This window comes from Candidatus Kuenenia sp. (assembly GCF_039794105.1).
Lineage (GTDB): Bacteria > Planctomycetota > Brocadiia > Brocadiales > Brocadiaceae > Kuenenia.
On the sequence record NZ_JBDIWA010000026.1, the window covers coordinates 34474 to 48107 of the forward strand.

8 protein-coding genes are annotated in these 13634 nt (G+C 42.7%); all 8 read right to left on the bottom strand.

Annotated elements, in window-relative coordinates:
* Nucleotides 1–109: 109 nt before the first annotated feature.
* The 8 genes from uvrA to ABJL82_RS12050 all read right to left on the bottom strand — a co-directional run bounded on the left by uvrA (nt 110) and on the right by ABJL82_RS12050 (nt 13306).
* The gene (uvrA, locus tag ABJL82_RS12015) at nt 110–2935 is read right to left on the bottom strand and encodes an excinuclease ABC subunit UvrA (protein WP_347274931.1); all 2826 of its coding nucleotides are present in this window, start codon (nt 2933–2935) and stop codon (nt 110–112) included.
* 457 nt (nt 2936–3392) lie between these two features.
* Nucleotides 3393–5030, bottom strand: coding sequence for a multiheme c-type cytochrome (locus ABJL82_RS12020; protein ID WP_347274932.1), 1638 nt, complete (start codon nt 5028–5030; stop codon nt 3393–3395).
* 52 nt (nt 5031–5082) lie between these two features.
* Nucleotides 5083–5865: a c-type cytochrome gene (locus tag ABJL82_RS12025; protein ID WP_347274933.1), complete on the bottom strand. Its 783-nt coding sequence runs from the start codon at nt 5863–5865 to the stop codon at nt 5083–5085.
* Nucleotides 5866–5955: 90 nt separating this feature from the next.
* Nucleotides 5956–6684 (bottom strand): hypothetical protein, encoded by a 729-nt coding sequence (locus ABJL82_RS12030; RefSeq protein WP_347274934.1) that lies wholly within the window; start codon nt 6682–6684, stop codon nt 5956–5958.
* A 411-nt stretch (nt 6685–7095) separates the two neighbouring features.
* Nucleotides 7096–9204, bottom strand: a complete 2109-nt coding sequence (locus ABJL82_RS12035) for a M1 family aminopeptidase (RefSeq protein WP_347274935.1) — start codon at nt 9202–9204, stop codon at nt 7096–7098.
* 254 nt (nt 9205–9458) lie between these two features.
* Entirely contained in the window at nt 9459–10340 is an 882-nt protein-coding gene (sucD, locus tag ABJL82_RS12040; protein WP_347274936.1) for a succinate--CoA ligase subunit alpha, read from the bottom strand.
* Nucleotides 10321–11499: an ADP-forming succinate--CoA ligase subunit beta gene (gene sucC / locus ABJL82_RS12045; RefSeq protein WP_347274937.1), complete on the bottom strand. Its 1179-nt coding sequence runs from the start codon at nt 11497–11499 to the stop codon at nt 10321–10323. Before sucC ends, sucD begins: the two co-directional genes overlap by 20 nt.
* A gap of 430 nt (nt 11500–11929) precedes the next feature.
* Nucleotides 11930–13306, bottom strand: a complete 1377-nt coding sequence (locus ABJL82_RS12050; protein ID WP_347274938.1) for a 2-isopropylmalate synthase — start codon at nt 13304–13306, stop codon at nt 11930–11932.
* Nucleotides 13307–13634 lie beyond the last annotated feature (328 nt).

The window sequence follows — 13634 nt, forward strand, 5'->3', positions numbered from 1 at the left end:
TCCAATAATCGCAGTGTAGGGGTGAAGCATTTGCCGTAAATTGTCATAAATGCGTTCAAGCCCAAACGGGGCAAATGCTTCGCCCCTACTTTTTCAAAAAATTAAAGTGTTACAAAAAGTATGGTTTTAAGTATGCACCCGTATGGCTTGCTGTTATTTTAGAAATCTTCTCCGGCGTTCCGCATCCTATTACATATCCCCCTTCATTGCCCCCTTCAGGGCCAAGGTCGATAATATAATCGGAGGATTTAATAATATCAAGGTTATGTTCCACCACGATGAGAGAATGTCCCGCCTGGAGCAATCTTTGAAAACAATTCAGTAATTTCTGAATGTCATCCATGTGCAGGCCGATGGTTGGTTCGTCAAAGACAAAGAGCATTGACTCCATATTTTCCTGCGATATATACGTGGATACCTTGAGACGTTGCGCTTCGCCCCCCGACAAGGTTGTTGCGGGCTGACCCAATTTTAAATAGCCGAGCCCGGTTTCCTGCAAACACTTCAGTGCCTTTGTGATATTCGCAGATGCGCGAAAAAATTCAATTGCTTCATCCACCGTTATGCTCAGGACTTCATGGATATTTTTATTTTTATATTTCACTTCGAGTACTTTTTTGTTAAACCGCTTTCCGCCGCATTTCTCACATGTGACAAAGATATCAGCAAGAAATTGCATATCAACCTTTACATATCCCGCGCCTTCGCAAAACTCACATCTTCCGCCGGTAATATTAAAAGAGAATGAACCGATTGTCAATTTGCGCGCTTTTGCCTCCCTCGTGAAGACAAAAAGTTTTCTTATTTCATCGAATATTTTTATATACGTTACGGGATTAGAACGCGGTGTGCGCCCAATAGGGGATTGATCAACGAGAAGGATGTCATTGATAAACCGCTCACCTTCAATGGCCGCATGTTTTCCTACAAACCCGGAATAAATTCCCAGCTTCTTTTTCAATGCACCGTAAAGAGTATCCTGTACGAGCGTACTCTTTCCCGATCCTGAAACGCCCGTCACACAGACTAGCATATTAAGCGGAAATGTGACATCGATATTTTTTAAATTATTTTGTGACGCGCCTTTTAAAACGATAGCCCTTCTGGAAGGCTTTCTCCGGGAAGAAGGTATTTTTATCGCCTTTTCTCCTTTTAAATACTGTCCGGTAAGAGAACAGTTATTTGCGGGCAATTGTGCAAAGGCGCCATGATAAACAAGCCTACCTCCGTTTTCACCGGCGCCGGGCCCTAAATCAATAATCATATCTGAGGTCTTTATAACTTCCGCATCATGCTCCACCACCACAACGGTATTTCCAATGTCCCTTAACCGCTTCAGTATATGGATCAGCCGGTCAGTATCCCTGGGATGGAGCCCTACGCTCGGTTCATCCAGTATGTACAATGTGTTTACCAGAGAAGACCCTAATGATGTGGTAAGATTCACCCTTTGGGCCTCTCCGCCTGATAACGTACGCGTCATACGGTCCAGGGTAAGATATCCAAGGCCGACCTTGATCATATAGCCAAGACGTTTTGTTATCTCCTGCAAGATTAAGTGCGCAATATTTCTTTCATAGTCAGAAAGCTGCAGCTTTTGAAAGAACATGTGCGCCTGTTCAATGGTCATAGTGCAAACTTCCGCAATACTTCTCTGCTGAATTACTATGGTAAGCGCCTCTTTTTTCAATCGGGCGCCTTCGCAGGTGCGACACACATTATAACCCCTGTATTTGCTAAGGATAACACGAACGTGTATCTTGTATTTTCTGCCTTCCAGCCAGTTGAAAAATTCGTTAATACCGCAAAAATCCTTTGTTCCTTCAAAAAGCAGATTCAACTGTTTTTTTGTCAATTTCCGGAAAGGAACATCCAGGGGAATGTCGTATTTTGAGGCGGCAGATTCAAGTTCTTCATACAACTCCCTGTATGCGGGGGTATTCCAGGGAACTATCGCACCCTGTTCAAGAGATTTCTCTTTATCTGGAATAACGGCATCCATATCTATGTCTATCGTGTGACCGAATCCCTGGCATTTGGGGCATGCCCCTATTGGATTATTAAAGGAAAATAAGGCAGGGGACGGCTCGGGGTATTCAATGGCGCAATAACTGCAAAAAAACTTTTTGCTATATTTCATTTCAACCCATGGTGAATCCTGAATACGCACAAGATCATCTGTTGATGGTTTTATCGCTTCACTGGAAAGTGCATCGTTAGTATAAAAGATGCTCAAGTGCCCTGAACCCATACGGTATGAGGTTTCCAGAGAATCGATAAGGCGGTCTTTTATTGTGTCTTTTACAACCAGCCGGTCGATAATTCCGTACACGGTCTTCGCGGCACGGATGTCAAAACTGTTTTGCTCGTTCGTGACGTCAACGATATCGTTATCTGCCAGGATTCTCACTATGCCGCGTTCTTTCAGGAGATTTATTTGTTCCTCACCCGAAATTTTTTGGCTGATATTGAGTGGAAATGTGACGAGAAATTTCGTGCCCTCCGGCAAGGAGAGGATAAATTCTACAATATGCGAAACAGTGTCAATCCGTACCTCTCGCTTGCAGCTTTTACAATACGTCTTTCCAATGCGGGCATAGAGCAACCGCAGGTAATCGTTGATTTCTGTTGCGGTGCCTACAGTTGAACGGCGGTTTTTTACAGGATTTTTCTGCTGAATGGCGATTGCAGGCAGGATACCTTCTATGTGATCGACATCGGGCTTATCCATTTTTTCCAGAAATTGCCGCGCGTAAGCAGAAAAAGATTCCACGTACCTTCTTTGTCCCTCTGCAAAAAGGGTATCAAATGCAAGGCTGGACTTGCCAGAACCGCTCACACCCGTAATGACAACTAATTTGTTATGTGGAATTTCAACGTCAATATTTTTTAAATTATGTACACGTATACCGCAAGCAACAATAGAGTGTTTCATTTTTTGTAAGTTCTTGTATATTTGTTAAAAAAGCAATTATCACTACAGCGACATTTTATTCTTACGTCCTGCACAAGAATATGATAAGTTTTCCCCCATCAGGTGTGGGTAAAATCCGTCAAGCAGTAGGGTGGATTAAGCAACAGAGAATCCACCTTTCCATGTCAATTATTAGTGGATTCGGTGCGAAAAAACCGCTCCTTAATCCCCCTAAACGTTTGAAACTCCAATGGTGTATTAACCCTGACAGGGTTCCAAACCCTGTCAGGGTAGTTTCTTTCGTTTTCAGATGAAGTATACAAAAAAATGCCGCAATATCTGAAATAAAAATACCGCTGTAGGGGGTATAAGCATCTTGAGTATATTACAATTTTCTATTCTTTGTTCGCATCTAACAAAAAAAGCCCATGATATTATACATATCATGGGCTTTTTATTTTTGTATGCAGTCGCTTTTTTATTTGGCGATTGTCTTTTCAATACCGGCTACTCTGCGTATGCGAGCAGCTTCTGCCTGTATCCTTGTCATTTCCATCATCATAGGAGCCTGTCCCCACCACCATGAAACATCCTGCTGCATGTGTGCAGTTCCTTTGTACCCCTGTAGTTTATACCAGAACCATAATCTGTTGTACATATTTTCGATGTCAGACGGATTATCCTGCATTTGCAAGAACATACCATAGACGCCAAGGATAGGTCCTACAACAGGGAATTTACCCTGGAGCGTCTTAAATGCATTATAAACCGGTTCGCCAAGGAAATCCGCACTAAGTTCTTTAACAATCCCATCGCTTAACGGATAGGGATCTCTGTTCGCTGCTTCAGGATATAAAAGACCATCAGCAATCAGGTCTTCAACGATTTTTTGCGCCTGATCAGCAAGGGTGTGCGCCTGAAACATAAATTGATCCAATGATTTCAGGTAGGTATCCGCAAAACGGTCGCTATGGCACTTAGCGCAAACCTCTAACCAATACGACCTCTTGGCAACATTTTCCTCTGAGTAAATATCGATCTTATCTGCGATGATCTTAATTCCGTAAGGATAGTCCTTGAGCGAAGAGGTATACTCTAAGTTAGAAGGCGGAACCGTCCCCATACGCCAAATACCCTTCATAACAGGATTATGAATAAATCTGCCATGTTTTTCGTACATGTGACAGTACTGGCATGTAGGTGTTCGGTAATCCTTTCCGGGACGAACTTCTACGAGTGGCTTTGTAAAGTCGTAATGTTCTTCCTCTTTTTCATAAATCTTGCCATGTTTTGATTCACCATAGGATTCTGCATCCGGATGATCAGGACCCATATGGCACGTCATACAGGCTTCTGGCTGCCTGCCCTCTACAGCGCTGAACTTGTGCCTGGTATGACAAACATCGCACTTTTCAGCCCCGGAATGGCACATATCACAACCATGTTGTCCATATAAATAGCCCCTTCTCGCAGCCTCTGCATACCAGGGAACGATGGTATTCGCCTCCCATGATTGTAAGTGGTTTGGGCGGCCAACCTCTCTTTCCCTAAGGAATTCATCAAACTGCTGCCTATGGCATCCGCCACATACTTCTCCGGTAGGCATCCTTATCTGATTCTTTTCCGTATCGGCATGGCAATCAAAACAGTGTACCTCGTCGAGAACCCTGCCAATATTTTTTTCAATCTGGGCGGTCTTGCTTGAGAGATAAGGAGTACTCTTTGGATGTTTATGTCCCGAGCTTCTCCAATCCGCTACTATGCCTGGGGTGGCTTCCTCGTGACATATAACGCACAAATCCCTTCTCTCCTGTTCAATGAAAATGGAATGGTCCAGATTTTCCATTGGTTCATAATGTCTGTTCGGCTGCCAGTACATATCCAGCATCTGGGCCTTAAAGTACTTGGTAAATGGCCCCGAACCCTCACTCAGCCCAACATTGTCTTTGTAAACTGCCTGGTACCAGGCAGGCGTATCCTTATACAAGTCTGGCGGTGGAATCTCTTCGGTTTTTTGTTCTGTAGCCCAGACTACATTTGACTGGCCCGAAGTCCATTCCACTATAGCGGGCAACATCACAGCAAACGCAACCATGCCCAATAATATCTTTTTCATTTCAAAACACCTCCGTATGGTCAACATTTAAAGACAGAAAACTATTAATTTTTTATTTTCCACATTCCTCTGGTTGAACGAGGGACATTACATAATGGGTTAAATACCATCTTTCGTCATCGCTAAGTTCTTTCGCGAAAGAAGGCATTGGTGTTCCGTTCAAGCCAGTAGTAAATCTCAGATAAACATCAGTTGGCGAATTGCCGCCTTTAAACTTACCAGTAGTAAAATCGAATGGTTTTATCGGAAATCCAAAATCGTCTTCCTGTTCCGATGCGCTTGGGCCGTCTCCGCGACCTTCAACACCATGACACTTCCAGCATTCTAATTTTTCCTCATATATCTTTTTCCCTGCCAAAATGGTCCTTTCTGTCGGTCTCAACGGCAGGCCAACATCAACGGAAGGTTCCGGTTCGCGATACTCGAAGGCTTCTGAAAAACTCTTGAGTACCGGCACTACGGAAGCGCGTTGCGCCTCAGTTAAAATATCCCAGGGAATCATGGTAGAATTTGGCACACCATATGAGATTGTCTTGTAAATATCTTCATCTGTAGGAAGCGAACCGCTTGGCGTCGTCCTGAACTTATAAGCCCCCAGTGTAAAATTGCGAGGCTTGGGGAGCATCGACCTTGAAAGTGGTCCATCTCCACCGCCCTCTTCACCATGGCAAGGGGCACAATACTTCTTGTAAACATTTTTTCCTTCTTCAGTAACTTCTTTGGGAATTTCAATTGCTGATGCAGTATTAGGGCGCATGCCAACAGTCAGCACTGCACAGGAAAATACTGCGGCGCTCAGAAAGCCAAATGTATAAAATAAACCCTTAGGTTTCATATCAGCAAATCCTCCTTTCCGGTTGCGAATGTAAAAAAAACCTAATTAAAAATCATCCGTCATTGTTACAATGTTCATTTCCCATTAATTCTACTCATAAACAAATTCTGTACTTTCTGTTTTTCTCGCCCGTATCATTACCTCCTTTTCTCGTTTTCCTAATTCTTCATGCCATACCCTAAATACATAGGCGCCTTCAGGAATATCGCATATTTCAAAATATCCGTTCCTATCCGTTACATCAAAATAAGGATGTCCAAAAACAACAATCCAGGCATATTCCTGGTGTATATCACAAGACAGTTTTACCGTCTCAGGATGATCAAATTTTTTCGATATTCTTTGTTTATACGACATGCCAAGATTAAAGGGTTGATTTCTCATTGATTTGGTATGAATGTTGTGCATTTCCTCATCACCGTTCAGCAAATCAACCGTTGTGCCGGCGAGTATTGCCGTTACACGGGGAACGAATACCCCTTTTTGCTGATCTATGATGGGATGAATTGGCGGGACTACCCCCTTTTTCCCCCGTTCAATATTTGAAATAGAAATGATGGCATTTTTCACACCGTTGTTTACCTTGTTCACCTCGAGCTTTTCAGAAATAACCTGGGAAGTTTTCGGCAATTCCCACCCTGCATATAAGTCTATTGAGGGCATCCCGGCATCCCCCCCACGGATTACATGTCCGGTAATGCATCCCCCTTCTTGCACCTCTACCACGGCATAATGCTCACCTGCCAGCATCTCTTCTGAACAAAAATGAGTACAATAAAAAACCCACGCAAAAATACACAAAGATAGTGTTAGTTTCATTCTGCCCCACCGCTTTCCAAAAAGTTTAATAATCCTTTGTAAACGGACAAAAACCGTTCCCTCACCGGACAAAAAAAAAGGAAAGTTGAAATATCCCATAAGTTGCCGATTTTAAACATATTAAACCAGACAAATATGCCTCATTCATACGTCGTTCCCTCAAAAGCAATTTCAAGTATGAAATGATATTTTCAAAAATACAAATCCCATTAAACACCCTTTGCAATATATCTTCGCAAGAAGAGTCTAATTTAATAGTAAAACCCGAAATGTTAAATATGAAATATCCAAACCCCGGTTTTTTTATTAGAATTTTGTATTTTGAAATTTGTTTCGTATTTCGTATTTCGTACTTCGAATTTCGTATTTTTTATTTCGTACTTGTTTGGTCTGCCTATGCCAGCTATCGAATCAATGAAGGATTCTTTGCAGCGGGCTATCCCCGATGCTAACGACCTCTTTTACCCTGTTATTTCCATCAGAAAAAACAAGATAACTGTATTTCCCATAATGTTGAATTTTGTATCCCGCTTTATTTACCGCTTCGGGGCTAAATCCCGCAAACAAAGCAATCCCTTTTTCCTTATGAGAAGGATGCTTTATTGTTACCAGAAAGGCGTCCTTTTTATCGCCGTACATAACGGTATCAGCGCCAAAGGCATCTTTTGTGAGCGATAATTCCACTGGTAAATTATTTTGAACGAGTTTGCTTATTTTGTTTTCTTCCACTCCACCCAGGATAAACAAGCTTGTTTGCGCTATTTCCGCTTCGGTAATTTCGGTATCCGCCTTGATAGAATCCCGTTCATTCGCCAGGATATGCGCCAGTTTCTTATATTCCGCCTTCATGGAATCTTCACAATTCGACGGATAGAGGATAATTTTACTGTCTCCCATTACAAGGTCTATCGTAGGAGGAATCTCATCCGCATGCAAGCGCCGGAAGACCTCGGTGTAAGGATCTATCGCAATGTTTTCAGGGCGGGATTTTACCTCCAGTGAAATAAGGTCAGAAGCGTTTTTTATTTCAGCGGTCGTATGAAAAATGCCATCCTCCAGTTGTAAGTAGACAGGCAGATGAAGACGATACGGTTCGTTCGTTTTTTGCAGGATTTCAGCCTTTACAACCCACGCATTTCCTTCCTTATTAACAGTCGTTTTACCCAATTCGATAACGGGGGCGCCTTTTTTGTTCACCCACTGATCAAAAAACCACGCCAATTCCAGCCCGCTCACTTTTTCAAATACCTTTTCAATATCCTCCCAATTCGCACGCTGCCACAGCATATTTTTATAAAAATCTTTGAGCGCCTGGTAAAAAACTTCATCACCCAACATTTTCCTCAGCATATGGAAAACCATAGCCGTCTTTCCATATCCAATAGCCTGCGTTGCCTTGTCGCTTCTGCCTAGAAACATTTTCAGAGGGAAATCGTTCTGCGTGGTAACATAATGGGTATATTTTCTGCAAATCTCGTTACGATAAGTCGTTGCGGTAGCGTCCCCTTTTATTTCCTTATAATAGTAATCCGCCATATAGGCCGTGAGCCCCTCGCACCAGTTCCCCCGGCTATCATCAACAAAAACAGAGTTTCCCCACCAGTTATGCAAAACTTCGTGTCCTAATGAAATGTCAACAATAAAGGGGAGCTTCACTACTTCACTGCCCAGCAGGGTAAATGACGGCATACCATAACCTGTTTGAAAGAAGTTTTCAACTATGGCAAATTTTTTATACGGGTATTTTCCAATTAAATCATGGTATATATCCAGGTATCGTTTTGTTGCATCCAAATATGTATCAACCAAGGGCTGTTCTTCCGGATAAAAATAAGCGTAAATATCAATATCATTATACCGCACTGCCGTCACTTTATATTTCCCCGCCACAAGGCTGCACCCCTCGGACACACTGTCCTCCTCCCACGTTATAGAAACTTTATTATCTTCTGTTTTTTTACTCACAAGAATCCCCTGGGTTACGGCCTCATATTCTTTCGGCATAACGACGGTAACCTTGAATGTTGCCAGTGAATCAGACATATCGGGATACCATCTGTACGCGGGACTCAAATAAACGCCATATTCTCCAATAATGCCGGAGGTAGCGCCAATGTCTTCTCCACTGAAGGAGCCGGGGAGAGCAGGAAGAATTCCTTCATATTTGATGTCAAAACAAATAGTTTCCTTGTTTTTTACCGTTGCCGGGACGGTGATCTTCATTGTTTGAGCATTTCCCGCTTTTCCCGGCTTAAATGCCAGATCCTTACCGGAAGACGCTATTGACGTCACCTTAAACGACTTGTTGATGAGAAACAGCACCTCATTGCTCTCGCCCTTTTGCACACACACATGATCCTCCGCTATGAGTTTATTTTCATTCAGAGAGAATTCGACCTCAATGACGTGGCTTTTAATGTTGCTACTTACCCCTATGGCATGCACATCCAGGGATATTACACTCAACAAAACAGAGAGAAGAGGCACTATTCGATACATTGACCTCATAATCAAAAACATGTTTTCCACAATAATCCTTTATAAAAACCTTTGTATTATAGTACACGTGGCTACTGTAGCAAATGTCTCAACAATTATCAAGGGAACAGAAAAAATACCGGAGAGATTTACGATTTACTAGTTACCATTTTTTTTATCTGTGCAATCTGTGGTTTCTTTTTTTACGATTTACGATTTTGGGCTTTGGTGAGCGAAGTGGCGCTTCGCTCTTAACGAAGCAATCGCAGTGAATTACTCCGGTAATAAAAGACAATCTATTTCCCGGCGTCTTTTAAAATGTTCGATACGGTTATGCCAATATCCACAGGGTTATCCACCATAAAGGCGCCCGCATCCTGCAACGCTGCGACCTTTGTAACGGCCTTGCCTTTATCACCGGCAATGATTGCTCCGGCATGTCCCATACGCTTGCCATGCGGCGCTGACCTGCCGGCAATAAAGCCGATAACCGGCTTTGTAATTTCATTCTTTATATACTCAGCGGCCTCTTCTTCCATACTTCCGCCTATTTCGCCAATAAGCACAATCGCCGATGTTTCTTCATCATGCTGAAACATCTTAAGGATATCGACAAAATGCGTTCCTATGATGGGGTCGCCTCCTATCCCTACACATGTTGATTGCCCAATACCTTGTTGCGTAAGTTGCCATACAACCTCATACGTGAGGGTACCGCTGCGCGAAACAACTCCAACGCTGCCTTTTTTATGAATGTATCCCGGCATAATACCGATTTTACAAGCGCCCGGCGTAATAATGCCGGGGCAATTAGGGCCTATAAGCCTTGACTTTCCGGCGGCAAGGTATTTTACCACCCTTAACATATCCAGTGTAGGTATTCCCTCCGTAATACATACCACCAATGCTATCTCCGCATCCACTGCTTCCATAATAGCGTCTGCGGCAAAAGGGGCCGGAACGTATATTACAGAGGCATTTGCCCCCGTTTTATTAACAGCCTCGAGCATGCTTCCGAACACAGGAATTCCATTATGTATGATACCGCCTTTACCGGGAGTTACCCCTGCAACCAGTTTAGTCCCATACTCCAGCATCTGCATTGCATGAAAACTTCCCGTTTGTCCAGTTATACCCTGGCATACAACCTTTGTTTCCTTATTGATTAATATACTCACCTTTCGACGCCTTTACCGCAAAATGTGCAGCATCCTTCATATTCCCGGCAGAAATAATTTTTAACCCGGAGTCGTCAAGGATTTCTCTGGCCAAATCCACATTAGTCCCTTCCAGTCTTACGATAAATGGAATATGAATATCCGCTTCTTTGACGACCCTTATGACGCCTTCGGCGATCACATCGCATTTCATTATGCCGCCGAAAATATTGATGAAGACGGTTTTTACTTTTCTGTCGGACAAAATTATTTTAAACGCCTGCGTCACCTGTTCCAGAGACGCATTGCCGCCGACATCGAGAAAATTTGCCGGTTCCCCCCCGCAAAGTTTAATACTATCCATGGTGGCCATTGCAAGGCCTGCGCCATTTACAAGACACCCGATATCTCCATCAAGGTGTATATAACTCAGCCCGTACTTCTTTGCCAATGCTTCATCAGGTGGAATATCCTGTCCCTCAAAAATGTGTTCTAACTCCGGATGGCGAAAAATGGCGTTATCGTCTAACTCCATTTTGGCGTCAAGCACAACCAGTTCATTATTCTCTGTGAGCACCAAAGGGTTGATTTCCAGCAACGAACAATCCTTATTTATAAAGACAGAGAATAGTTTTTCCATCAGCTCGTTTACCTTCCCCGACAATTTCGCCGGAATCATTAATCTTTCCGTAATGCGGCGCAACTGAAATGGCAGCAGCCCGAAAAACAGGTCAACAGGTTCTTTGAAAATTTTTTCGGGCGTCTTTTTCGCGACCTCTTCTATAGCAACACCGCCTTCAGCGCTCACTATTAACAAAAGGGATTGTAAGGAACGATCAATCGTTATGGCAAGATAGAACTCCTTTTGAATCGAAACAGCTTCTTCCAGAAGAACATGTTTAATTTCAAAGGATTCCTGGTTGGTTTGATATGTTGAAAGCCTTGAGCCGAGCATGTTTGAGATACATGCTGCGGCTTCTTCGGATGAATTGACTAATCGGACTCCGCCGCTCTTTCCCCGCCCGCCGGCAAGTATTTGCGCCTTTACCACACACCTACCGCCGCCGATTTCTTTATATGCCGTTCGGGCGTCGCCGGCAACTGACACCACCCGCCCACGGGGAACGCAGATGCTATACGTCTTTAATATGTCCTTTGCCTGAAATTCATATACTCTCAAAGTATTCTTTCAAAAATCGTAACGCTTTAGTTTTTTGAAAAATAAAAATGTCAGGGGCTTTAGTACCTTATCAGTGATTTCTTAGCATTTTTTGGCAAAATATTTAATGATGAAATCCGAAATGCTAAATACGAAATCCGAAGCAAATTCTAATGACAAAGCATAAAATTCAAAACGAATCCAAAACATCCATGTCAGCGTACTATCACGCACAGGCAGGCAACAATACAAAGCACGAAATACGAAAGATGCGCTTGTTTAGAATTTCAAATCATTTTGTCATTAGAATTTGTTTCGAATTTCGTGCTTCGTGCTTGTTTGGTTTTTGCTATGTCAGCTTAGGTATGTAGGGTAAAACACTGCCTACCGGAAATTGGGCGCCGATTGTACGCCGTGAAATTTATCATGGCAGACATTACCATGCCTTATGCTACCTGCCAGCAACAACGTCTTTGAGGTGAATATTTACCAGTTCAACCATTTCTTTCTCGGAAATAGAAGTAATCCTGTCCTTGGCATATTGTTCATCGATCCACTCCTTGATCTTTACCACGCCCGGATGATCCTTAGCGATTTTCTTATCTCCCTGCAATTTATAATAAATATCAATCCACTGAACGATCCCTGCAATTCCTGACTTATCTGTGATAGAAACACCTACAGGCCTTTTCAACAACTTGGTGGTATCGAAAATATTATAGATTTCCTCATTTTTTAATAAACCGTCCGAATGTATGCCCGCTCTGGTCACATTGAATCCAGAGCCTACCAAAGGCTGATTTGGCGGGATCTGATATCCAATCTCATTCCGATAGTAGTCCGCAATGTCAGTAATTACCGTAGTATCAATTTCGTCATCGTTGCCCCGTAACGCAAGATATTCAATAACCAGGGCTTCTACCGGCGTGTTCCCAGTACGTTCCCCCAAACCCAGCAATGCCCCATTAATAGCGCTACACCCAAAAAGCCAGGAGGCAGTTGCGTTGCTCATCGCCAAATACAAATCATTATGTCCGTGCCACTCCAGGCATTCGGAAGGGACATCCGCAAAGTGCGTCAACCCGTATATAATTCCGGGAACACTGCGCGGCGGCGCTGCACCGGGGTAGCTTACCCCCACTCCCATGGTATCACAAGCGCGAATTTTTATGGGGATACCGCTTTCCCTTGACAGCTTCATGAGTTCCTTTGCGAATGGTATTACAAACCCATAAAGGTCTGCCCTTGTTATATCTTCAAAATGACATCTTGGAATCATGCCTTCTTCCAGGGCGGCGCGTACGATATCCAGATACATTTCCAACGCCTGTTTTCGCGTCTTCTTTAATTTTAAATAAATATGGTAATCAGAAGAGGAACACAAAATACCCGTTTCCTTAAGCCCCATTTCTTTCGCCAGTTTGAAATCGCTTTTTACCGCACGAATCCAGCCTGTTATCTCCGGATATTTATACCCTCTCTCCATACATTTTCGTACGGCTTCCTTATCCTTTTCATTATACAGAAAAAATTCACACTGCCGGATAAGCCCTCTTTTGCCGCCAAGCTTGTGCATCATATCGAACAAATCCACTATTTGTTTCACCGTATAAGGCGGCATTGACTGCTGGCCATCCCGGAATGTAGTATCGGTAATCCAGATTTCTTCAGGCATATTCATTGGATTAAGCCGGTAATTGAATGGTATCTTAGGCACTTTATCGTACGGGAATATATCGCGAAAAAGATTCGGTTCTTCCGAATCTTTCAATTCAAAATGATGTTCTTCGGGTTCTAAAGTATTACGTTGTTTGTTTAATCGGAGCATCTTTAATTTCCTTTGTGTTTAAGTTTCCCAATACACCTCATTAAGTAACGAGTCAAAAGCTGTTAAATTCTATATGTATCATTTTTGCAAGTCAAGCTAAATGATTGCTCAATAAACAATATTGGCAAAATAACATTGGTTTTTTTTACGGAACGGCATGGTATTATAAAAAACAGCATCGTCATTTCTCTTAAAAATACCCAGCATTGTCCGGTTAGATATTTGCGTAATTTAAATTAAAAAAATTTTTCATTAGGGAACAGTTTTTTGCTTGATATTTAAGATAATATGGCTCAAAAAATTTTTATAACACTTTAACTATAAAGGA